The following is a 23,757-nucleotide window of genomic DNA, read 5'->3' as shown; positions in this document are numbered from 1 at the left end:
TGCTAGGCGAATCTAACTGGACTATCGGCAAGATTCACGTGGTCAATGACACTCGGTCGCATATTTGCGGGCTGCGTCGGAACTGTTAAGTTCCGGGCAGCCCCGCAGTGCGGGCCAGACTATTTCAGGGATTCGAGGATAAGAACAATGCAACCTGATTTCTGGAGCGACAAACGCCCGGCCGGTGTGCCTAACCAAATCGATCTGGCCGCCTACAAGTCGGTGATCGAGGTGTTCGAGCGGTCCTGCAAGAAATTCGCCGACCGTCCAGCCTTCAGTAACCTGGGTGTGACCCTGACCTATGCGGAGCTGGATCGCCTGTCCGCCGCATTCGCCGCCTACCTCCAGAAGAACACCGATCTCAAGCCCGGCGACCGCATCGCCGTGCAGATGCCCAATGTCCTGCAGTACCCCATCGCCGTGTTTGGTGCCCTGCGCGCTGGCCTCATCGTGGTCAACACCAACCCGCTGTACACCGCCCGCGAGATGCGTCACCAGTTCAAGGACGCCGGGGTGCGTGCGCTGGTCTACATCAACCTGTTCGGCAAGCTGGTCGAAGAGGTGCTGCCCGACACCGAAATCGAATTCCTGATCGAAGCCCGCATGGGTGACCTGCTGCCGAGCCTCAAGGGCTGGCTGGTCAACACCGTGGTGAAGAAGCTGAAGAAGATGGTCCCCGACTATCACCTGCCCCAGGCGGTGTCCTTCAAGGACGCGCTGAAGCAGGGCCAGGGCCATGCGCTAAAGCCGGTGCGGGTGAGTCTGGATGACATCGCCGTGCTGCAGTACACCGGCGGCACCACTGGCGTGGCCAAGGGCGCGATGCTGACCCACGGCAACCTGGTGGCCAACATGCAGCAGGTAGATGCCTGCCTGTCGCAGCATGGCCCGGACGGTGCGCCGCTGATGAAGCAGGGCCAGGAAATCATGATCGCGCCGCTGCCGCTGTACCACATCTATGCCTTCACCGCGAACTGCATGTGCATGATGGTCAACGGCAACCACAACATCCTCATCACCAACCCGCGCGACATCGGCGGCTTCATCAAGGAGCTGAAGAAGTGGCGCTTCTCCGCGCTGCTGGGCCTGAACACCCTGTTCGTCGCGCTGATGGACCACCCCGAGTTCAAGCACCTCGACTTCTCCAACCTCAAGGTCACCAACTCCGGCGGCACCGCCCTGGTCAAGGCCACTGCCGAGCGCTGGCAGGCCATGACCGGCTGCTCGGTGGTCGAGGGTTATGGCCTGACTGAAACCTCCCCCGTGGCCAGCACCAATCCCTATGGCAGCCTGGCTCGCCTCGGAACCGTGGGCATTCCGGTGCCGGGCACCGCGTTCAAGACCATCGACGACGCGGGCAATGAACTGCCCCTGGGCGAGCGTGGCGAGCTGTGCATCAAGGGGCCGCAAGTGATGAAGGGCTACTGGCAGCGCCCCGAGGCCAGCGCCGAAGTGCTGGATGCCGAAGGCTGGCTGAAGACCGGCGACATTGCCGTGATCGATCCGGACGGCTATGTACGCATCGTCGACCGCAAGAAGGACCTGATCATCGTGTCCGGCTTCAACGTCTATCCGAACGAGATCGAGGATGTGGTGATGGCCCACCCGAAGGTGGCCAACTGTGCGGCCATCGGTGTGCCGGACGACAAGTCCGGGGAAGCGGTGAAGCTCTTCGTGGTGCCGCGTGAGGGCGGCGTCAGCGTCGAGGAGCTGAAGGCCTACTGCAAGGAAAACTTCACCGGCTACAAGGTGCCCAAGCACATCGTGCTGAAAGAGGCCCTGCCGATGACGCCGGTAGGCAAGATCCTGCGTCGCGAACTGCGCGATATCGCCTGACCGAAAAGGGCAGGGCGGGTCCACCGTCCTGCCCTCGCTCCTCCCGCCCCACTTTCTCCCCGCTTTTCCCCTCGGACGGCTCGTCCGTCAGCCCGTCGCCTCCTTCAGAACCCGTGAAAGCCCCGAAATACGCCGTTTGTCGGCGAATTAGAGTTCAGACTCCAAATATGACCAGTGGCACTGTTTTGGGTCACTTTTATGACTGGTTAGGGCTGGTTTGGTGCTGGTGAGGCTCTGGCAAAGCTGATAATCTCGGCGCGTTTTTTTGCCCGGACGGGCGCACAATCGCACAGAACACAACAAACAACTGTCCCTCGAGGACAGTGAAATCAGCTGTTGCTTAGGAGTGGGCCTCCATGACCGAAAACTTCTGGAAGGACAAATATCCGGCGGGTGTTCCTGCTGAGATCAACGCCGACCAATACCCCAACGTCCAGGCGGTATTGAAGCAGTCCTGCCAACGCTTTGCCGACAAGCCCGCATTCAGCAACCTGGGCAAGACCCTCACCTACGGTGAGCTCTACGAACTTTCCGGCGCCTTCGCCGCCTACCTGCAGAATCACACCGACCTCAAGCCCGGCGACCGCATCGCCGTGCAGCTGCCGAACATCCTGCAATACCCGGTAGTCGTCTTCGGCGCCATGCGTGCCGGCCTGATCGTGGTCAATACCAACCCGCTGTACACCGCGCGGGAAATGGAGCACCAGTTCAACGACTCCGGCGCGAAGGCCCTGATCTGCCTGGCCAACATGGCCCACCTGGCTGAAGAAGTGCTGCCGCGGACCGGCGTGAAGCATGTCTTCGTCACTGAAGTCGGCGACCTGCTGCCGACCTTCAAGCGCCTGCTGGTCAATGCCGTGATCAAGCACGTGAAGAAGATGGTGCCGCCGTTCAGCCTGCCGCAGGCGGTCGAGCTCAACGATGCACTGGCCAAGGGCCGTGGCCGTGCCGTCAATGAAGCCAGCCCGCAGGGCGGCGACATTGCCGTGCTGCAATACACCGGTGGCACCACGGGCGTGGCCAAGGGCGCGATGCTGACCCACCGCAACCTGATCGCCAACATGCTGCAGTGCAAGGCGCTGATGGGCGCCAACCTCAACGAAGGTTGCGAGATCCTCATCACCCCGCTGCCGCTCTATCACATCTACGCCTTCACCTTCCATTGCATGGCGATGATGCTGACCGGCAACCACAACATCCTCATTTCCAACCCGCGCGACCTGCCGGCCATGACCAAGGAGCTGTCGAAGTACAAGTTCACTGGTTTCGTCGGCCTGAACACCCTGTTCGTTGCCCTGTGCAACAACGAGGGCTTCCGCAACCTGGACTTCTCCGCGCTGAAGCTGACCCTGTCCGGCGGTATGGCCCTGCAACTGGCCACTGCCGAGCGCTGGAAGCAGGTCACCGGTTGCGCCATCAGCGAAGGCTACGGCATGACCGAGACTAGCCCGGTGGTATCGGTGAACCCCTTCCAGAGCATCCAGATCGGCACCATCGGCATTCCGGTGCCCTCCACCCAGTGCAAGGTGGTGGACGACGAGGGCAAGGACGTTGGCCTGGGCGCGCCCGGCGAACTGTGCGTGAAGGGCCCGCAGGTGATGAAGGGCTACTGGCAGCGCCAGGAAGCCACCGACGAAATCCTCGACGCCGAAGGCTGGTTGAAGACCGGCGACGTTGCGGTGATCCAGGACGACGGCTTCATGCGCATCGTCGACCGCAAGAAGGACATGATCCTGGTGTCCGGCTTCAACGTGTACCCGAACGAACTGGAAGACGTGCTGGCGACCCTGCCGGGCGTGCTGCAGTGCGCCGCCATCGGCGTGCCGGACGAGAAATCCGGCGAGGCGATCAAGATGTTCGTGGTGGCCAAGCCCGGCGTCAGCCTCACCAAGGAACAGGTGATGGAGCACATGCGCAGCAACGTCACCGGCTACAAGGTGCCGCGCGCCATCGAGTTCCGCGATGCGCTGCCGACCACCAACGTCGGCAAGATCCTGCGTCGCGAACTGCGTGACGAAGAGCTGAAGAAGCTCAAGGCGAAGCAGGAGAAGGCCCAGGCCTGATCCCCATCGCTATCGACAAGGCCCCGCAATTGCGGGGCCTTGTCGTTCATGGCGTCCCATCGACGGCGTTCAGGTCGGTCGCTACAGTGGCAATCTTCCCTTTCGCCCTGGAGCCGGCGATGTCATTGCCCGACCTCAACCTGCTGGTGGCCCTGGATGTCCTGCTCGACGAGGGCAGCGTGGCGGGTGCCGCGCGGCGCATGCACCTGAGTGCGCCGGCCATGAGCCGGACGCTGGCGCGCGTGGGCCCATCGACCAGGCGCTCGACGATCTGGGGCTTTCACGCCGGGTGGGGCTGATTTCCCCGAGCTTCTTCTCGGCGGTGCTGGCTTTGCACGATTCCGATCTGATCCTCCCCATGCCCGATCCGGTGATTTCGGTCTGTGAGCGGCTCGGCCTGCCACTGCGCTCGTTCGCGATTCCGTTGCCACTGGAACAGGTGCGGGTGCGGCAGTCCTGGCATCCGCGCTTCGACAACGACTCAGCCCATCGCTGGCTGCGCCGCCTGATCAAACGTTGCTGCGAAGAGGGCTTGCGCGGCTAGCGGGGATACGTGCGTATAACGCACTGATTCATTCGCATAATTGCAGTTATCGGCATGGCAGGCGCACAAATAGACTCAGTCTCGTGCCCGCAATCCGGTAACTCCTCATGTTCGTTTTCTTCACTTCCCGCGCTGGCGAAAAGGCGTTCCGATGAACGCTTCCCTGGCCTTGCCGCTGCCGGCCGCCGGCCCGATGGCGGCGCCAGTCGCTACTCCCTTCACCCTACGACTGGTCGTCGGAATGCTCGGCGTCCTGCTGGCCGTGCTGGTTTCCGGCTTCAATGAAAACGTGATCAAGGTGGCCCTGGCGGATATCCGGGGCGCCATGGGCATCGGTCGTGACGACGGTACCTGGCTGGTGGCGCTCTACGCGGCGCCCTCGGTTTGCGCCATGGCCTTCGCGCCCTGGTTCGCGGTGACCTTGTCCCTGCGCCGTTTCACCCTTTGGGCCATCGCCGCCTTCATGCTGCTCGGGCTGTTGAGTCCGCTGGCGCCGAACCTGCAGAGCCTGCTGTGGCTGCGTGGGCTGCAGGGGCTCGCAGGTGGAGCCTTGCCACCGATCCTGATGACCGTGGCCCTGCGCTTTCTCCCCGCCAATATCAAGATCTACGGCCTCGCCGGCTATGCCCTCACCGCTACCTTCGGCCCCAGCCTGGGTACGCCGCTGGCCGCTTACTGGGTGGAGTTCGTCGGTTGGCGCTGGGCCTTCTGGCAGATCGTTCCCACCAGCCTGCTGGCCATGGCCGCCGTGGCCTGGGGGTTGCCCCAGGATCCGTTGCGCCTGGAGCGTTTCCGCCAGTTCAACTGGTTGGGGTTGGCGCTCGGCTTTCCCGCGCTGTTCATGCTCGTGGTCGGGCTGGTGCAGGGTGAGCGACTGGACTGGTTCGAGTCGTCGCTGATCCGCGCGCTGCTCGGTGGCGGCAGCGTGTTGCTGGTGCTGTTCCTGCTCAACGAGTGGAAGCACCCGCTACCGTTCTTCAAGCTGCAGCTGCTCAAGCTGCGTAACCTGAGCTTCGCCCTGTTCACTTTGGCTGGCGTGCTGTTCGTGCTACTGGCGGCCGTGGTGATTCCCTCCAGCTACCTGGCCCAGGTGCAGGGCTACCGTCCGTTGCAGACCGCGCCGGTGATGCTGGTGGTGGCCTTGCCGCAGTTGCTGGCGCTGCCGCTGGTGGCGGCCCTGTGCAACCTGCGCTGGGTCGACTGCCGCTGGGTGCTCGCCTGCGGCCTGGCCATGCTCGCCTGTTCCTGCTGGTTGGGTTCGCAGCTGACCTCGGCCTGGATTCGCGACGATTTCTACCTGGTGCAGGCGCTGCAGATATTCGGTCAGCCGATGGCCGTGCTGCCACTGCTGATGCTGTCTACCGGCAGCATCAAGCCCACCGACGGGCCCTTCGCTTCGGCCTGGTTCAACACCATCAAGGGGTTCGCCGCAGTGCTCGCGGGCGGTGTGCTGGAAGCGCTCGCCACCCTGCGCCTGCATCTTCATTCGACGCAACTGGTCGACCGCCTGGGCAACAACCCGCTGGTGGAAGGTGGCGTCGAACTGGCCCGTCGTCTGCACCTCCAGGCCGTGGTGCTGACATCCGCCGACCTTTACCTCTGCATGTCCGCCGTGGCGGTCGCGCTGATCCTCATCATCCCCTTCGTGCCCACGCGCATCTATCCGCCGCGCGCCCCGACCTGACCGGAGTCGACCATGAACCAACCCCGTACCTTCAAACCCGCTTTCCCGGCCGCCTTGCTGGTGGGCGTCGGCCTGCTGGCCTGGGGCACCTGGCACTTGCTGGGTGAAAGCACCGACCAGTACACCAATGATGCTTTCGTCCACGCCGATTTCACCCTGGCGGCGCCGAAGGTGCCCGGCTTCATCCGCGAGGTGCTGGTGGAAGACAACCAGATGGTGACGGCCGGACAACTGCTCGCCCGCATCGATGACCGTGACTACCGGGCCGCCCTGGAAGGTGCGCGGGCCAGAGTCTCCAGTGCCCAGGCGCAGCTGGAAAATGCCGGGGCCACCCTGGAGCGCCAGGCGTCGCTGATCGAACAGGCCCAGGCAACGCTGGAGGCTGACCGTGCCGAGCGTGTCTTCGCCCAGCATGAACTGGAGCGCTACCAGCAACTGGTCGGTCGTGGCGCCGGCACGCTCCAGGCCGCGCAGCTGGCCCGCAGCCGGTTCGACAGCGTCGTGGCGCGCCAGGCCGAACACAGCGCCGCGCTGCTCGCCACGCGCAAACAGACCGACATACTCACCGCCGAACGCGATGCTGCGCAGGCCGCGCTGGGCAGCGCAATGGCAGCGCTGCGCCAGGCCGAGCTGGACCTTTCCCACACCGAACTCAAGGCGCCCATCGATGGCATGGTCGGCCGTCGCGCCGTGCGCGTCGGTGCCTTCGTCAAACCCGGCGATGCGCTGCTGGCGGTGGTGCCGCTGGAGCGTGCCTATGTGGTGGCCAACTTCCAGGAAACCCAGCTCACCCACGTGCGTCCGGGGCAGGAGGTGCAGATCGCCGTGGACACCTTCCCCGGCGAATCCCTGCGCGGCCGTGTGGAAAGCATTGCGCCGGCCACCGGCGTGACCTTCGCCGCCATCGCGCCGGACAACGCCACCGGCAACTTCACCAAGGTGGTGCAGCGCATCCCGGTGAAAGTCGTGCTGGATGCCGGCCAGCCCCTGCTCGGCCAGCTCCGGGTGGGCATGTCGGTGGAAGCGAGCATCGATACGCGCAGCGAGCCTGAGGCCGTCGCCGAAGTGAACTGATCTGCCTTTGTAGGAGCGAGCTTGCTCGCGAAGCTTCTGAGCCCGCTCTTTCGCGAGCAAGCTCGCTCCTACACAGACGCCAGCCTGCTGGGAAATCTGCGACAATTCCGCCCTTGCCGAAAACGACAGCAGAATCAGCGGAACCGATGAGCGAGCAATCCCCCAGCGCCGAACAACTCCTGAAACGCATCGACCAGGCCATGGGCGCTGACCGCCATCGCCTGCGCCGGCAGCTCCACGAGCTGCGCAAGCATCCGGACGACGCCAAGCTGGCGCAGTGGGTCGAGCGCTTCCAGGCCTCCATCGCGCGCGTCGAGGCGCGGCGTGCCAGCGTGCCAGCGATGCGTTACGACGACGCCCTGCCCATCGCCGCCAAGCGCGACGAGATCAAGGCGGCGCTGGAAAAGCACCAGGTGCTGGTGATTGCCGGCGAAACCGGCTCGGGCAAGACCACCCAGTTGCCGAAGATCTGCCTGGAAATCGGCCGTGGCACCCATGGTCTGATCGGCCATACGCAGCCGCGCCGGCTGGCGGCGCGCAGCGTGGCGACACGCGTGGCGGAGGAAATAGGCAGCCCGCTGGGCGAGCTGGTGGGCTACCAGGTGCGCTTCGAGGACCAGTCCAACGAACGCAGCCTGATCAAGCTGATGACCGACGGCATCCTGCTGGCCGAAACCCAGCACGACCGCTTCCTCGAGCGCTACGACACGATCATCGTCGACGAGGCCCACGAGCGCAGCCTGAACATCGACTTCCTGCTCGGTTACCTCAAGACCCTGCTGCCGCGTCGTCCCGACCTCAAACTGATCATCACCTCGGCCACCATCGACCTGGAGCGCTTTTCGAAGCATTTCGGTGAAGCGCCGATCATCGAGGTCTCCGGCCGTACCTACCCGGTGGACACCTGGTACCGGCCGCTGGCCGCCGAGGTGGACGAAGACGGCGAGGCACTGTTCGACGACCTATCCGTGGACCAGGGCATCCTCCGTGCCCTGGACGAGATCACCGCCCATGAACGCGAAGTGGGCAAGCGCCCCGGCGACGTGCTGGTGTTCCTCCCCGGCGAGCGGGAAATCCGCGACTGCGCCGACGTGCTGCGCAAGGCCAACCTCAAGCACACCGAGGTACTGCCGCTCTATGCGCGCCTGACGCCCGCCGAGCAGCAGAAGATTTTCCAGCCCATGCCGGGCCGCAAGATCGTGCTCTCCACCAACGTCGCGGAAACCTCGCTGACGGTGCCGGGCATCCGCTATGTGATCGACAGTGGCACCGCGCGTATCAGCCGCTACAGCTATCGCGCCAAGGTCCAGCGCCTGCCGGTGGAGGCGGTGTCCCAGGCCAGCGCCAACCAGCGCAAGGGCCGTTGTGGCCGGGTCGAGCCGGGCATCTGCGTGCGTCTCTACAGCGAGGAGGACTTCATCTCCCGCCCGGCCTTCACCGACCCGGAGATCCTGCGCACCAACCTCGCGGCGGTGATCTTGCAGATGCTCCACCTGCGCCTGGGCGACATCGAGGCCTTCCCCTTCATCGAGCCGCCGGACGGCAAGGCGATCAAGGACGGCTTCACTCTGTTGCAGGAACTCTCGGCGGTGAACCGCGAGAGCCAGCTCACGCCCATCGGCCGCCAGTTGGCGCGCCTGCCCATCGACCCGCGTCTGGGCCGCATGGTGCTGGAAGGCGTTCGCCAGGGCAGCCTGGACGAAGTGCTGGTGATCACGGCTGCGCTGTCGGTGCAGGACCCGCGCGAGCGCCCCATGGAGCGCCAGCAGGCTGCCGACCAGGCCCACGCCCAATGGAAGGATGTGGACTCCGATTTCGCCGCGCTGATCAACCTCTGGCGCGGCTTCGAAGAACAGCGCCAGGCCCTGGGCTCCAACGCCCTTCGCAACTGGTGCCGGAAGAACTTCCTCAATTATCTGCGCCTGCGCGAATGGCGCGATGCCCACCGCCAGCTGGTGCTGATCTGCCGCGAGCTGAAGCTCTTCCCCCAAGCCGGTAAGAGCCAGCTTGCTGGCGAACCTGGCAAGACGCCGAAGGATTCCGCCGTTCGCCAGCAAGCTGGCTCCCACAAGGGTGAAACTCCCGAACGCAGCATCGATTACGGCAAGGTGCACAAGGCGATTCTTTGCGGCCTGCTGAGCCAGATCGGCCAGAAGACCGAAGACGGCGACTACCTCGGTGCCCGCCAGCGGCGCTTCTGGATTCACCCTGGCACCGCCATCGCGAAGAAACGTCCGCAGTGGATCATGGCCGCCGAACTAGTGGAAACCACCAAGTTGTTCGCGCGCATGGTGGCGAAGATCGAACCGGACTGGCTGGAACCCCTGGCTGGCCACCTGGTGAAGAAGAATCACCTGGAGCCTCATTGGGAGAAGCGTCGCGGGCAGGTCGTGGCTTTCGAGCAGATCACCCTCTACGGCCTGATCATCGTTGGCCGCCGCGCGGTGCACTATGGCCCCGTGGACCCGGAGGTTTCTCGCGAGCTGTTCATCCGCGAGGGCTTGGTGCGAGGCGAAATCCACAGCAAGGCGAGGTGCCTGACGGCCAACCGCCAGCTGCTGGAACGGCTCGACGAACTGGAAGCCAAGGCACGCCGACGCGACATCCTGGCCGACGAGGAAACCCTTTTCGCCTATTACGCGGCGCGCCTGCCGGCAGACATCTACCAAACCGCCAGCTTCGAGAACTGGTACGAGCGGGAGCGGGCGAAGGACCCGAACCTGCTGATCATGCGCGAGGAAGACGTGCTGGCCCGCGAAGCCAGCGAAGTCACCGCCGCGCAATACCCGGACAAGCTGCGCCTGGGCGAACTGGAGCTGCCGTTGTCCTATCACTTCGAGCCCGGCCACGTCCGCGACGGCGTGACCCTGCGCGTACCCGCGCCGTTGCTGCCGCAGCTGCCGCCGGATCGCCTTGAATGGCTGGTGCCGGGCCTGCTGGAAACCAAATGTGTGGCCCTGGTGCGCAATCTGCCGAAGGCCATCCGCAAGAACTTCGTGCCGGTGCCGGACTTCGTCAAGGCGGCACTGGCAAAGCTGGTGTTCGCCCAGGGCTCGTTGCCGGAAGCGCTCGGCCGCGAATTGCAGCGCATGACCGGCGCCCGCGTGCCGGAGGAAGCCTGGGTCGAGGCGGCCGCCCAGCTGGAAAGCCACCTCAAGATGAACCTGGAGGTGGTGGACGCCCGCGGCAAGTTCCTTGGCGAAGGCCGCGACCTGGCCGAGATCACCGCGCGCTTTGCCGAAGCCAGCCAGGCCGCCCTGGCCATTCCACAGGCGCACAAGGAACAGAAGCCGGTGGAGGCCAAGGGCTTCGCCCAGGTCGCGGAGAAGACCCAGCAAAAGGTCGCCGGCCTCTCCATGACCGTTTACCCGGCGCTGGTGGAGGCCGCCGGCGCGAATGGAGATGGAGAGCGCGGTACCGTCAAGGAAAGCCGCTTCCCGACCCAGGCCGAAGCCGAGTGGCAGCATCGTCGCGCCTTGCAGCGCCTGCTGCTGCAACAGCTTGGCGAAACCGCCAAGTTCCTCCGTGGCAAGCTGCCGGGCCTCACTGAACTTGGCCTGCTGTACCGCGACATGGGCCGCGTCGATGCGCTGGTGGAGGACATCCTCCTCGCCAGCCTGGACAGCTGCATCCTCGATGGCGAAGCCAGCCTGCCCCGGGACGGCGCGGCCCTGGCCTCGCTTGCCGAGAACAAGCGCGGCGCCTGGGCCGAGCATGCCGAGCGCCTGGCGCGCCTGACCCTGGAAATCCTCAAGCTCTGGCATGCCCTGCAGAAACGCTTCAAGGGTCGTATCGACCTGGCCCAGGCGGTGGCGCTCAACGACATCAAGGCGCAGCTGGGCAACCTCGTCTATCCAGGCTTCGTCCGCGAAACCCCGGCGGAGTGGCTGAAGGAATTGCCGCGTTACCTCAAGGCCATCGAGCAGCGTTTCGACAAGATCGCCGCGCAGCTGCAACGCGACCGCGTCTGGTCCGGCGAGCTGGCCGGCTACTGGGAGCAGTACAAGGCCCGCCTGGCCAAGCATGCCCAGGAAGGTAAACGTGATCCCGAGCTGGTGCTCTATCGCTGGATGCTGGAGGAATACCGCGTTTCGCTGTTCGCCCAGCAACTGGGCACGAAGATGGCGGTGTCCGACAAACGTATGAACAAGCAGTGGAGCCAAGTGGAAGCCTGATGAGCGAGCCCTTCGAAATCCGTCCCATGAGCCCCGAGCTCTATCGCCAGCAGACCCGCCGTAGCACCCTGATTATCGCGGTCCTGTTCATTGCCCTGGCGCTGCTGCTGTCCACCTTCTGTGTGCAGCTGTTCGGCACGCCGGGCGGCGACAACTTCCGCTGGAACCTGATCGGCGTCCTCGCCGGCCTGGCTCTCACCATTGCAATGGTGCGCCTCCAGTTCTGGTCACGCCCCTGGATGGCACCAGCCGTCTACGGTTGGCGGCTCAAGCGCAGCCTGATGCGCGTCACCAATGTCATGCATAAGGTCAAGGCAGGGGTGGAGGCCCGCGATCCGGCAGCGATGAAGCTGCTGCGCTTCTACCACCTGGGCCTGACCCAGATGCACCAGCTGGACGGCAACAGCGCCGACCTCAGCCACCACGTGCATGAGATCGACCAGCACCGCGAGGCGATGGAAGCCCAGGGGCTGGATGTGGAGCAGAACAGGCTCGATCCAGCCTGGCTGGAGGCGGTGAAGGGATTCGGTAAATAGTTCCGCCACCCTTCTACCTCCGGTAGAGGGGCAGGGGAGCGGCTGATGGCACGGAGCTGGGCGTGGAAATGTTGGGCTTCGTTCCTCAGCACCAACCTACGGCAGAACTGCGTTCTGCTTGGCGAATGAATTCGCCCCTACAGGGCCCATGCCAGGGCAAGGTGGCGCCGGCGCGAGTCACCCCTCGCCCGCGTGCGGGGTGAAGAGGCACGCTTTCGGAAGCACCGCTTCCGGTGCCGATGAACGCCTGAGCGCGAAGCGATCAGGCCGGGGCGCAGAGCGGGGGCCGGGGGAGAGGGTTTCCTCAGGCTGGCGCAGATTAGCCATCCCTACCGCCCCCCCAACCTCAAGCTGTACTCCACCACCGCCTTCTCATCCGCCGCGACCCGCTCAGGCAGGAACTCCCGAAGGAACTCGACCCAGGTACGGATCTTCGCATCGAGGAACTGCCTCGACGGATAGAGCGCGTAGATGCCGAGGGGGAAGAGACTGTGGTTGGGCAGTACGCGCACGAGGCTGCCGTCCTTCAAACCGCTGATGGCCGAGTACACCGGCACCACGCCAACCCCTATCCCTGCCTTGATGGCTTCGGTCATCGCATCGGCCGTATTCACCTGGAACGGCGTCTGGTTGACGCTGACCATCTCCTGGCCGTCCGGGCCTTCGAACAGCCACTTGTCCAGGGACATCACGTTGTTCACCAGGCGCAGGCAGCGGTGCTTCGACAGTTCCGAAGGCATGCGCGGCGCCCCGTGCTTCTCGATGTAGCCGGGGGAGGCGCAGAGCACGCTGTAGGTGGTGCCGAGCTGTTTGGAGATGAACCCCGAATCCGGCAGCTCCTGGGCGATCACGACGGAAATGTCGTAACCCTCGTCGAGAATATCGGTGGTGCGGTTGGCCAGGGTCAGGTCGAAGCTCACGTCCGGGTACTTCTCGCTGTACCCGGCGATGGCCTTGATCAGGTAGTGCTGGCCGATGCCGGTCATGGCATGCACCTTCAGGTTGCCCACCGGACGCGCGTGGGCCTCGCTGGCCTCGGCCTCGGCTTCCTCGATGTAGCCGAGGATCTGCTCGCAGCGCAGCAGATAGCGCTGGCCTGCCTCGGTCAAGGCGATGCGGCGGGTGGTGCGGTGCAGCAGGCGTGTGCGCAGATGGGTTTCGAGGGTGGCGACGGCGCGGGAGATGTACGAGGTGGTGAGGTCCATGCGCTGGGCAGCGGCGGTGAAGCTACCGGTCTCCGCCACACAGACGAAGGCGCGCATGTTGAAGAGGATGTCCATGGAGGGTCCTGGCCCGGAAGGGAGGCAAATTTTGTCACGAAGTATGTCCTGGGATTATGGCTGATTCAGTACACAATCCTTCATCTATCCGTCGCCTTATCGCCGAGAGTGCCCAGTTCTAGAATCGCCGCCGTTCCAGGCATCAGCCCTGGTTACCCAGCATTCAGGATATGCCGCAGTGCACCGCAATCCTTGGCCCGGCGTCGCCCGCGCCAGTCTGTTCGCCGTCGTTTCGCTCCTTTCCGCTTGTATCGATAGTCAGGGCATAGCCCCCCAGGCCGAGCGCCTGGACGCCGCCCAACTGGACCCCGGCTCGGCCATCCGCCGCGCCGAACATGACGCCGCCTGGCCCAGTGCCCAATGGTGGCGCGCTTATGGCGACCCGCAGCTGGACGCCTGGATGGCGCAGGCGATTGCCGGCAGTCCCAGCCTGGCCATTGCCGCCGCCCGGGTGCGCAAGGCCCGCGCTTTGGCTGGCGTGGTGGAGTCCGCCGAGCAGCCGCAGGTCAATCTCGACGCCAATGTGCAGCGCAAGCGCTGGCCGCAGGACAACTTCTACGGCCCTGGCGATCTCGCCCGCACCACCAGTTGGAACAACACCAGCCTGCTGGGTTTTTCCTATGACCTTGACCTCTGGGGACGCGAGCGCAGCCGCAGCCAACAGGCGCTGGACCAGACCCAGGTGGCCGTGGCCGAAGCACGCCTCGCCGCGCTGGAGTTGCAAGGCAACCTGGTGCGCAGCTACATCCGCCTGGCGCTGCAACACGCAGAGAAGGACGTCGCCGAGGCCAGCCTTGCACAACAGGAACAAATCCTTGCCCTGGCCCAGCAGCGCCTGCGCGACGGTATCGGTACCCGGCTGGAGATCAGCCGCGCCGAGGCGCCATTGCCGGAAACCCATCGGCAGATTGACGCCCTGAACGAATCCATTGCCCTTACCCGCAACCAGTTGGCTGCCCTGGCGGGCAAGGGGCCGGGGGAGGGCGATCGCCTGCAACGGCCAAGGCTGGACTTGCAACGCCTGCCCGCGCTGCCGGCCGAGTTGCCGCTGGAGTTGCTTGGCCGCCGTCCGGACCTGGTTGCCAGCCGCTGGCAAGTGGCGGCACAGGCGCGTGGCATCGAGGTCGCCAAGGCGGGCTTCTACCCCAACGTCAACTTGCTGGGTGGCATCGGCTCCAACGCCACCCAGGGCGGCGTGCTGGATTTCCTGCGCTACGACAAGCTCACCTACAACCTCGGCCCGGCCCTCAGCCTGCCGGTGTTCGATGGCGGCTTGCGCCGTGGCCAGCTGGGCGCTGCCGCCGCCGATTACGACGTGGCGGTGGAGCAATACAACCAGACGCTGATCGGCGCGCTGCAACAGGTGGCCGATGCCCTGGTGCGGATCAAGTCGCTGCACGAGCAGCAGAAGCTCGCCGCCGAGGCGGTGGCCGCCGCGCAGAAGACCTGCGATCTCGCGCTGCTGGCCCAGCAACGCGGCCTCACCGGCTTCGACGCGGTGCTGGAAACCCAGCCCACGTTGTTCCAGCGCCAGCTCCAGCAACAGGAGGTACGCGCCGCGCTGCTCGGTGCCCAGGCCGACCTGCTGCTGGCCCTCGGCGGCGGCGTGCTCGCCGAACCGACTGGTCCCAGCGACGCCAGCCTGGCCCCGCAGGAACCCCGCCTGCGTTTTCTCCCCAAGTCCTGAGGACCCGTCATGGTTCGAACCTTCAACCGCGCGCTGGTCGAGTGGGCGCGCAGTGACGGCCTGACCTGGGCCTTCATCTTCAAGACCCTGCTCACCGCCTTCCTCTCCCTCTGGCTGGCCTATCGCCTGGAGTTGCCGCAACCGGGAACCGTGCTGGTGACTGTGTTCATCGTCATGCAACCGCAGAGCGGACAGGTCCTGGCCAAGAGCTTCTACCGCATCATCGGCACGCTGTTGGGCCTGACCGTGATGGTGGTGCTGATTGCCTTGTTCAACCAGGAGCGCGTGCTGTTCATGCTCTGCCTGGCCATCTGGATCGGCTTGTGCACCGCAGGCGCCACGCGCTATCGCGATTTTCGCGGCTACGCCTGCGTGCTGGCCGGCTACACCGCGGTGATGATCGGCCTGCCGGCCACGAGCCACCCCGACGACGCTTTCATGCTGGCCCTCTGGCGTGTGCTGGAGATCAGCCTCGGCATTCTCTGCACCGGTCTGGTCAATGGCCTGATCCTGCCGCAGAGCACCAGTAGCGATCTGCGCAACACCCTGCACGGACGCTTCCGCGACTTCGCCGCCTTCGCCTGCGAAGGGTTGGCCGGCGGCCTCGATACCGCTCGTTTCGATGCCAGCAACGCGCGCTTCGCCGCAGCTGCCGTCAACCTGGAAAACATGCGCAACGCCACTGCCTTCGAAGACCCGCACATGCGGATGCGCAGCGGGCGGCTGGCGCGCCTGAACAACGAGTTCATGGTGCTCTCCACGCGCTTCCACGGCCTGCACCAGTTGCTGCGCCGCCTGGCCAGCGCGCCCGCACCCGATGTAGGAGCGAACTCTGCTCGCGAAAGCCCGGAGCCGGACGCGTTCGCCAGCAGAGCTGGCTCCTACGGAGGTGCGGTGCTGGATGCCCTGCAACCGTGTCTCGTGGAAGTGTCGCGGCTGTTGCTGCCTCTGCGTGATCGCCTCAGCAGCGAGGCCGATGCCGCGCAGCTCGCCATTCGCCTGGAGGCCTGCAAGCAGGAGCTGATGCAGTTGATCCGCAATGGCCGCGCGCAACTCGCCATGCAGCTGCCCAGTGAAGCCCAGACCCTGGATTACGACACCGCCGCCGAGTTGCTCTACCGCTTCGCCGACGACCTGCACAACTACGCCCAGACCCACGCCTCGCTGCTGGACGACCACCATGCCCGCGAGCACTGGAAGGAGAGCTTCCGGCCCCGCGCGAATGCCGTGGCCGCTGCCGTCGCTGGCCTTCGCAGCAGCCTGCTGATCCTGCTGCTCGGCGCTTTCTGGATGGCCACGGCCTGGCCCAGTGGCGGCACCTTCGCCATCACCATCGGCATGGTCTCGGCGCTGGCGTCGTCCTCCTCCAATCCCCGTCGGCTGTCGCTGCTACTTACCCTGGGGGCAACCGCTGGCGCTTGCCTCGGCATCTTCATGACCTTCCGGGTGTTGCCGGAGATCGACGGTTTCGCCTTGCTCTGCTGCGCTTTGGCACCGGTGGTCGCGCTGGGTGCCTACCTGCTGGCGCGGCCGCAGTTGGCCGGTGCCGGCTTGGGTTTGCTGATCTGGTTCAGCATGAACTCCATGCCGGCCAACCAGGCCCTGTTCGACCCGCACCGGGTGCTCAACGAATACCTGGCCGCGGTGATTTCCATGGCGCTGGCGACTGCCGCCGCTGCCGTGCTCCTGCCGCCCAATCGGCCCTGGCTGTGGCGACGCCTGGAGCGCGACCTGCGCATGTGCGTGGTGCGTGCCGTGAGCGGTCGGATGAAGGGGTTGGTGTCCGGTTTCGAGAGTGGCACCCGCGACCTGCTGAACCAGGCCTACCTATATTCCGCCGGGCGTCCGGATGTGCAACGTCAGCTGCTGCGCTGGATGTTCCTGGTGCAGGAAGTGGGGCACGCGGTGATCGAAATGCGCCTGGAACAGGCACGCCTGCCGGCGCTGTCTTGCTACGCCGAATCCATGCCCTGGCGTAACGCCATCCGAGCGATGGGCCGGGCATTGATCCGCCTGTTCATCCAGCCTTCGGAAACCAATCGCCAGCGCGCCCTGCATGCCGTGGAACAGGCCATCGACAGCGTACGCACTACCGCCGAGCCCTGCGCGCCGCAGTTCGAAACCTCGCCCCTGCGGCGCCTGCAGAGCTACCTGCATTTCATCCGTACCTCGCTGCTGGACCCGCAGAACCCGCTGGGTGGCGATGCAGTGGCCGTACATCCGCAAGGAGCCCTCCATGCCGCGTGAAATCGCCCTGCACGGCGTCTATCTGCCGAGCCTGACCGTGCTGTTCCTGGTGGCCTTCCTGCTCGGCTGGGCGCTGGATCGCCTGTTCGCCTGGTGCGGCCTCTATCGCCACGCCTGGCACCCGGCGCTGCTGCGCGTCGGCCTGTTCACCTGCCTGTATGGCGCCCTGGCGCTGACCATCTACCGTTGAGGCTCCCATGTCCCTGAAACGAATCATCAGTGTCGGCGCGACCCTGCTCATCCTCGCGCTGGCGGTCGTGCTGGTGCGCACCCTCTGGCAGCACTACATGGACTCGCCCTGGACCCGCGACGGCCGCGTGCGTGCCGACGTGATCAACATCGCCCCGGACGTGGCCGGCCTGGTGGTGGAAGTAGCGGTACGCGACAACCAGAAGGTGGCGGCGGGCGACCTGCTGTTGCGTATCGACCCGTCCCATTACGAGGTAGCGGTGGAGCAGGCCGAAGCGCTGGTAGCGGCCCGCAAGGCGGCCTTGGCGATGCGCAAGGTCAACGCCGACCGCCGCGCCGACATGGACGACCTGGTGGTCTCCCGCGAGAGCCGTGAAGACGCCGGCCACCTGGCCGCCGCCGCCCTGGCCGAATACCACGAGGCCGTCTCTGCCCTGGAGGCGGCGAAACTCAATCTGGCGCGAACCGAAGTCCGCGCGCCGGTGGCTGGCCATATCACCAACCTCAACGTCTATAAGGGCGACTACGCCGAGCGCGGCGAGGCCAGCATGGCCCTGGTGGATGACCAGTCCTACTACGTGAACGGCTACTTCGAAGAGACCCGCCTGCCACACATCAAGGTCGGCGACCTTGCCGAACTCAGGTTGATGAGCGGCGAGCGCCTCACCGGGCGTGTGGACAGCATCGCCCGGGGCATCTACGACCGCGACAACCCGGAAAGCCGTGAACTGATCGCCGACGTGAACCCCACCTTCAACTGGGTACGCCTGGCCCAGCGGGTGCCGGTGCGCATCCATCTCGACGAGGTCCCGGAAGGCGTGCTGCTGGCGGCCGGCATGACCTGCACGGTGGTGATCGGGGAGAAGGGCGCCAGGCCGGAAACTTCCGGTTGGCTGGATGGATTGTTGTTCGCGCAGTAAAAAGTCCTTGTTGTATCCGGCGCTGTTTGTGAGGTTTCCCGACCCTTAAAATTATCCCGCCTCCCACGATGAGGCACTTGCTGCCGTAAACATCACCGCAAGGTGTTGTGCTGTACCTTCGACCAGTTCGTGGAGAGCTGGTCGAAGTTTCAAACTCCAAGCACTCGGGAAACAATCCAATGAAAACTCTTGCCTTGCTGGCGCTCGCCGGCACGTCTGCCTTCGCCCTGGCCGCAGAGCCGGTTGAATCTGCGGTCGCCGGGGAACCCGTTATCGAGCAGTATCACTATGGAATGGAACTTGATATCGCCAAGGTTCTTTCTAAAAGTGAAATTCCCGATGTCTGCGGCGTAGTTCCGGCTTATATGACCTACGAAGATCACCAAGGCAAAGTTCATCGCCTGGAATATGTAGTTTTCGGTCAGGGATGCGGTAACGGTTGATTTGAAGTTTCAGTTGTTTCGATGGAATGCCCGGCTATTTGATGTCGGGCATTGTCGTTTCTGGTGCATGGCATTTTTGCGGAAATGTTGAATTCGTAGGATGGGTGGAGCTTGCGATACCCATCAATTCAATCGCGATGGGTTTCGTTCCTCTACCCATCCTACGAATGAAGGCTTTACCCCTCCTGAGCCTTCAGGAACAGCCGGAACAACTCCGACTGCGACTTGATCCCCAGCTTGCTGTAGATGTGCTTGCGGTGGACCTTCACCGTTTCGGCGGAGATATCCAGCTTGCGCGCGATCTCCTTGCTCGAGCAGCCGCTCAGCATCAAACGGCCCACTTCCAGTTCGCGGGCGGTGAGGGCGCTTTCCACCTTCTGCCCGGCGGCTTCCAGTTGCGCCTGCCAGGCCGGGGCGGGGGGCGGTGGGCTGGCCATCAGCTCCTGTTCGAAGGTCAGGCGCTGGCGCATCAGCCCGGCGACCCAGGGCTGGATCAGGCCGAGCAAGGCGATCTGCTCCGGGCTGAAGCGTTGGCGTGAACCCAGCGAAAGACAGAGCGTCCGCCCGCCCTCCAGCGGCACGTTCAGCTGCACTTCATCGGCGACCACATTGAGGCGGAAATAGCGCTGGTAGTAATCCGTCTGCTCGAAGCATTCCGGCGCGACCTCGCCCAGGCGGAACAGGCCGGCGGCGTTGTTTTCGCGGCTGGCGATGTAGAACGGGTCGAGCTGGTAGAGCCCGCGCAGGTAGTCCTGGAACAGCGAATCGGGTCCACCATCGGTACCCGGGCACTCGGCGAATACCTGAGGTCGGCCGTCGCTGAAGAGCAGCACCACCCAGCTGTCGAAGGGCAGGTATTGCTCCAGCAGGCGCACCAGGGCCAGCCAGAATCCGGGACGGTCGAGCTGTTCGATCAGCCGGCCGACGGACTGGTGCCAGGCGATGTCCTGCAAGGTCAGACTCATGTTCGCTACCCCCGATGGGTTACCACACTTGCGTAATTACTCCTGGCCAGGGCGAGCCCCATACTCCGGTCATGCCAGGGCGAGTGGCGAGCATTGTGACGCCTGCCCGCCCGCTGACAAGAAGGAGCATCCATGAAGGTAGAACTCGTCCAACTCGCCGGTCGTGACGGCGACACCGCCTACAACCTCGAACGCACCCTGGAGGCCATTGCCGCGTGCGCACCAGAAACCGAGCTGGTGGTGTTTCCGGAAACCCAACTGATGGGGTTTCCGAGTGCCGATACTGTCGCGGCTGTAGCCGAACCCCTGGATGGTCCTAGCCTCCAGGCTGTGCAGCGTGCCGCCCGCGAGAAGGATGTCGCCGTGCTGGTGGGACTGCTCGAACGGGCCGATGGCACCGTCTACAACACCTCGGCACTGGTGACGCCCGACGGCGTGGCACTGCATTACCGCAAGACCCATCTCTGGCCGTCCGAGCGCGGGCTCGTCACGCCCGGTGACCGCTACGCAACGGCCCTGTGGAAGGGCGTGCGCATCGGCATCCTGATCTGCTACGACATCGAACTGCCCGAGACCGCACGGGCACTGGCACAGCTGGGCGCTGAGCTGATCCTGGTCACCAACGGCAACATGGACCCCTACGGTCCTGTGCACCGCACCGCGATCATGGCCCGCGCCCAGGAAAACCAGGCCTTCGCGCTGATGGTGAACCGGGTGGGAGAGGGCGATGACGACTTGGTATTCGCGGGTGGAAGCGCCGCGGTCGATCCCTTCGGCCGCCTGATTTTCGAGGCCGGCCGCGAGCCGTGCCGGCAGGTGGTCGAGCTGGATTTTCGGCTGCTGCAGGAAGCCCGCTCCGAGTACCAGTACCTCGCCGACCGCCGCCTGATCCTCCCCGGCGAACGCATCGAGCATGCCGATGGACGCCGCGAACTGCTGATTCCCTGAGTCGAACCGCCCCTGCCCATTTCCCCAACGGAGGCGGCCTGCAACCGCACCCGGTCCACCTGGAGCACCCTGATGACACCAACCCGCACCCTGACGTTCGCGCTGGCCTCGATCCTTGCCATGGGTCTCGGCCTGGCTCAGGCCGCGACGCCTGAGCAACGCGTCCATGTCTACAACTGGTACGACTATATCGGTCCGGATGTGGTGAAGAACTTCAGCCGCGAGACCGGCATCAAGGCCGTCTACGACGTGTTCGACAGCAGCGAGATGATGGAAGGCAAGCTGATGACCGGCGGCAGCGGCTACGACGTGGTCGTCGCGACCAACAGCACGTTGCCCAACCTGATCAAGGCCGGTGTGTTGCAGCCACTGGATCGCGAAAAATTGCCGAACTGGTCCCATCTCGATCCGGAAATCCTCGCCAAGCTGCAGGTCAACGACGCGGAGAATCGCTACGCCGTGCCCTACCTCTGGGGCACCACCGGCATCGGCTACAACGCGGACAAGGTGAAGGCCATTCTCGGTGACGATGCGCCGGTCGACTCCTGGGACCTGGTGCTCAAGCAGGAGAACCTCGAGAAGCTCAGCCAGTGCGGCGTTGCCATGATCGACGCACCCGGTGAGATCATTCCGATCGCCCTGAACTACCTCGGCCTGCCGCCCCACAGCACGCGCAAGGAGGACTACGTGAAGGCGGAAGCACTGCTGGTCAGGCTCAAGCCGCATATCGCCTACTTCAACTCCTCGAAGTTCATCACCGACCTGGCCAATGGCGATATCTGCGTTGTGGTGGGTTGGGCCGGCGGCGTCTATGAGGCTCAGCAATCGGCGAAGCACGCCGGCTCCCAGGTACGCCTCGAATACAGCATCCCGCGAGAGGGCGCGCCGGTCTGGTTCGAGAACCTGGTCCTGCTCAAGGATGCCCAGCACCCGCAGGAAGGCCTCGCCTTCATCAACTACATGATGCGGCCGGACGTGATCGCCGATACCTCCAACTACCTCGGCTATCCCAACGCCAACAAGGCGGCGGACAGCCTGGTCACCCAGGCGCTGCACGACAACCCGATGGTCTATCCGCCACGGGAGGTGATGGACAAGTTGTTCACGCTCGAGCCGCTGGCGCAGAAGCTGGAACGTGTCCGGACCCGCGTCTGGAGCAAGGTCAAGTCAGGGTCCTGATGCGCAAGCTGTGGGGGGGCGCACAGCAAAATGTTCGCTCCCTTCGTCTTGCTGGAGCTGCGGTGGTACGGCTATTTTCGTTAAAATCTTCACGATAAACTCCGGACCCGAGCCAACATGCCCGAAACCCGCCCCTCACTGACCCTCACCCTGTTGCAGGCGCGCGAAGCGACCATGAGTTTCTTCCGTCCCCTGCTCAACCAGCACGACCTGACCGAACAGCAGTGGCGGGTGATCCGTCTTCTGCGCCAGCACGGTGAACTGGAGAGCTACCAACTGGCTGACCTTGCCTGCATCCTCAAGCCGAGCATGACCGGTGTGCTGGCACGCCTGGAACGCGATGGCATGGTGGTGCGGCGCAAGGCTCCGCAGGACCAGCGCCGCGTGCTGGTGAATCTGACCGAAAAGGGCCAGGAGTGCTTCGCCTCGATGCGCTCGGGAATGGAAGCCAACTATCAGAAAATCCAGGAGCAGTTCGGCGAAGACAAGCTCAAGCAGCTCTTCGAATTGCTCAACGAGCTGAAGCAGATAAAGCCCTGATAGGGCACGCCGCGAGCCTCGTCCGATGCCGGAAGCGCAACGTTTCCGGCGCGCCATGAAAAGTGCAATCGAGAGACCGTAACGTCCATTTTTGAGGTTTGCCCCCCGTCCCATAATCGCCCTGCACCCACTTGGGTTACCCGTTTCAGGCTCCGGCTTCCCGTGCCTTTGTGCATCGAGATGAGCCATCTGCCTGGCCTTTTCCAAGTACTAACAATAAGCAGGGCCTCGACATGAAAAAGCCAAATCCACTTCTCGATGATCTCAAGGCGATCCTGCCTGCCATTGCCGCCAACGCCGCCAACGCCGAGCAATTGCGCAAGGTCCCGGACGAGAACATCGCCATGCTCAAGGGCATCGGCCTGCACCGCGCGCTGCAACCGAAGAAGTACGGCGGCATGGAAATCTCCCTGCCGGAGTTCGCCGATTGCGTGGTTGCCCTGGCCGGCGCCTGCGCCAGCACCGCCTGGGCCTTCAGTCTGTTGTGCACCCACAGCCATCAGCTGGCGATGTTCTCTGCACGCCTGCAGGAGGAGATCTGGGGCGAGGACTCCAATGCCACCGCCAGCAGCTCTATCGCACCGTTCGGCAAGGTCGAGGAAGTCGAGGGTGGGGTTCTGTTCAGCGGCGAGATGGGCTGGAGCAGTGGTAGCGACCATGCCGAATGGGCCATCGTCGGATGCCGGCGCAAGAACGCCGACGGCGAATCGGTCTACTGCTTCGCGGTGCTGCCCCGCAGCGACTACGAGATCCGTGATGACTGGTACGCCGCCGGCATGAAGGGCAGCGGCACCAAGACGCTGGTCATCAAGGACGCCTTCGTCCCGAACCATCGCATCCAGGCCGCCAAGGACATGATGGAGGGGCGCTCCGACGGCTTCGGCCTGTACCCGGAGAGCAAGATCTTCTACACCCCTTATCGCCCCTACTTCGCCAGCGGCTTCGCGGCCATCAGCCTCGGTATCGCCGAGCGCATGCTGGACGCCTATAAGGAAAAGACGAAGAACCGCGTGCGCGCCTACACCGGCGTGAATGTGGGCACTGCCACCCCTGCGCTGATGCGCCTGGCCGAGTCCACCCACCAGGTAGCCGCCGCCCGCGCTTTCCTGGAAAAGACCTGGCAGGAACACGCCGAACACGGCGAGCGCCACCAGTATCCGAGCCGCGAGACTCTGGCGTTCTGGCGCACCAACCAGGCCTACGCCGTGAAGATGTGCATTCAGTCTGTGGACCGCCTGTTCGAGGCCGCCGGTGGCACCAGCTGGTTCGAGAACAACGAGATGCAGCGCCTGTTCCGCGACTCCCACATGACCGGCGCCCATGCCTACACCGACTACGACGTCTGCGCGCAGATCCTCGGCCGCGAGCTGATGGGGCTGGAGCCGGACCCCTCCATGGTGTGAGCCGACGCTCCACCATTCCCACCTGCGTGCCACTCATAAGAACA

At 64.5% G+C, this 23,757-nt stretch carries 17 protein-coding genes and 1 pseudogene; 16 read left to right on the top strand and 2 right to left on the bottom strand.

The features are described 5' to 3' along the window. Nucleotides 1-147 precede the first annotated feature (147 nt). The 7 genes and pseudogenes from fadD2 to MnOB_RS24540 all read left to right on the top strand — a co-directional run bounded on the left by fadD2 (nt 148) and on the right by MnOB_RS24540 (nt 11,912). Nucleotides 148-1,836 carry a long-chain-fatty-acid--CoA ligase FadD2 gene (gene fadD2, locus MnOB_RS24570; protein WP_077527106.1) on the top strand — a complete coding sequence of 563 codons (1,689 nt, stop codon included), beginning with the start codon at nt 148-150 and terminating at the stop codon, nt 1,834-1,836. A gap of 356 nt (nt 1,837-2,192) precedes the next feature. Next, a complete protein-coding gene (gene fadD1, locus MnOB_RS24565; RefSeq protein WP_077527105.1) occupies nt 2,193-3,899 on the top strand; it encodes a long-chain-fatty-acid--CoA ligase FadD1 in 1,707 nt (568 codons plus the stop codon). A gap of 119 nt (nt 3,900-4,018) precedes the next feature. After that, a pseudogene (locus MnOB_RS29445) lies at nt 4,019-4,443 on the top strand (LysR family transcriptional regulator). A 151-nt stretch (nt 4,444-4,594) separates the two neighbouring features. Further along, nucleotides 4,595-6,127 (top strand): MFS transporter, encoded by a 1,533-nt coding sequence (locus tag MnOB_RS24555; protein WP_077527104.1) that lies wholly within the window; start codon nt 4,595-4,597, stop codon nt 6,125-6,127. Between the two features lie 12 nt (nt 6,128-6,139). Further along, on the top strand, nt 6,140-7,201 hold the full coding sequence (locus MnOB_RS24550; protein ID WP_077527102.1) for an HlyD family secretion protein: 1,062 nt from the start codon (nt 6,140-6,142) through the stop codon (nt 7,199-7,201). Between the two features lie 146 nt (nt 7,202-7,347). Beyond that, a complete protein-coding gene (gene hrpA / locus MnOB_RS24545) occupies nt 7,348-11,376 on the top strand; it encodes an ATP-dependent RNA helicase HrpA (RefSeq protein ID WP_077527100.1) in 4,029 nt (1,342 codons plus the stop codon). After that, nucleotides 11,376-11,912, top strand: coding sequence for a DUF3087 domain-containing protein (locus MnOB_RS24540; RefSeq protein WP_077527098.1), 537 nt, complete (start codon nt 11,376-11,378; stop codon nt 11,910-11,912). Before hrpA ends, MnOB_RS24540 begins: the two co-directional genes overlap by 1 nt. 329 nt (nt 11,913-12,241) lie before the next feature. On the opposite strand, the gene MnOB_RS24535 is transcribed toward MnOB_RS24540, so the two are convergent. Then, nucleotides 12,242-13,192: a LysR family transcriptional regulator gene (locus tag MnOB_RS24535; protein ID WP_077527096.1), complete on the bottom strand. Its 951-nt coding sequence runs from the start codon at nt 13,190-13,192 to the stop codon at nt 12,242-12,244. Between the two features lie 178 nt (nt 13,193-13,370). On the opposite strand from MnOB_RS24535, the gene MnOB_RS24530 reads away from it, so the two are divergent. The 5 genes from MnOB_RS24530 (at nt 13,371) to MnOB_RS24510 (ending at nt 18,678) form a co-directional block, all read left to right on the top strand. Then, nucleotides 13,371-14,879, top strand: a complete 1,509-nt coding sequence (locus MnOB_RS24530; protein WP_077527094.1) for an efflux transporter outer membrane subunit — start codon at nt 13,371-13,373, stop codon at nt 14,877-14,879. 9 nt (nt 14,880-14,888) lie between these two features. Then, nucleotides 14,889-17,126, top strand: coding sequence for an FUSC family protein (locus MnOB_RS24525; protein ID WP_077527092.1), 2,238 nt, complete (start codon nt 14,889-14,891; stop codon nt 17,124-17,126). Next, complete coding sequence (locus tag MnOB_RS24520) at nt 17,116-17,316, top strand: DUF1656 domain-containing protein (RefSeq protein ID WP_077527090.1); 201 nt, start codon at nt 17,116-17,118, stop codon at nt 17,314-17,316. The genes MnOB_RS24525 and MnOB_RS24520 overlap by 11 nt, the downstream gene beginning before the upstream one ends. 7 nt (nt 17,317-17,323) lie before the next feature. Further along, entirely contained in the window at nt 17,324-18,235 is a 912-nt protein-coding gene (locus MnOB_RS24515; protein WP_077527088.1) for an efflux RND transporter periplasmic adaptor subunit, read from the top strand. Nucleotides 18,236-18,414: 179 nt separating this feature from the next. Then, nucleotides 18,415-18,678, top strand: a complete 264-nt coding sequence (locus tag MnOB_RS24510; protein WP_077527086.1) for a DUF2790 domain-containing protein — start codon at nt 18,415-18,417, stop codon at nt 18,676-18,678. Nucleotides 18,679-18,854: 176 nt separating this feature from the next. Here the strand turns inward: MnOB_RS24510 and MnOB_RS24505 are convergent, their stop codons facing one another. Then, a complete protein-coding gene (locus MnOB_RS24505; protein ID WP_077527084.1) occupies nt 18,855-19,643 on the bottom strand; it encodes a helix-turn-helix transcriptional regulator in 789 nt (262 codons plus the stop codon). 132 nt (nt 19,644-19,775) lie between these two features. On the opposite strand from MnOB_RS24505, the gene MnOB_RS24500 reads away from it, so the two are divergent. The 4 genes from MnOB_RS24500 to MnOB_RS24485 all read left to right on the top strand — a co-directional run bounded on the left by MnOB_RS24500 (nt 19,776) and on the right by MnOB_RS24485 (nt 23,713). Continuing rightward, nucleotides 19,776-20,591 (top strand): carbon-nitrogen hydrolase family protein, encoded by an 816-nt coding sequence (locus tag MnOB_RS24500; protein WP_077527083.1) that lies wholly within the window; start codon nt 19,776-19,778, stop codon nt 20,589-20,591. Between the two features lie 72 nt (nt 20,592-20,663). Then, entirely contained in the window at nt 20,664-21,770 is a 1,107-nt protein-coding gene (locus tag MnOB_RS24495; RefSeq protein WP_077527081.1) for a polyamine ABC transporter substrate-binding protein, read from the top strand. 117 nt (nt 21,771-21,887) lie between these two features. Beyond that, on the top strand, nt 21,888-22,310 hold the full coding sequence (hpaR, locus tag MnOB_RS24490) for a homoprotocatechuate degradation operon regulator HpaR (protein ID WP_077527079.1): 423 nt from the start codon (nt 21,888-21,890) through the stop codon (nt 22,308-22,310). 233 nt (nt 22,311-22,543) lie between these two features. Then, entirely contained in the window at nt 22,544-23,713 is a 1,170-nt protein-coding gene (locus MnOB_RS24485; protein WP_077527077.1) for a p-hydroxyphenylacetate 3-hydroxylase oxygenase component, read from the top strand. Nucleotides 23,714-23,757: the final 44 nt, after the last annotated feature.

The sequence above is a fragment of the Metapseudomonas resinovorans genome, from assembly GCF_002003485.1.
Lineage (GTDB): Bacteria > Pseudomonadota > Gammaproteobacteria > Pseudomonadales > Pseudomonadaceae > Metapseudomonas > Metapseudomonas resinovorans_D.
The sequence above is the reverse complement of the archived record's forward strand: the minus strand, read 5'-3'. Positions and strand labels throughout refer to the sequence as shown.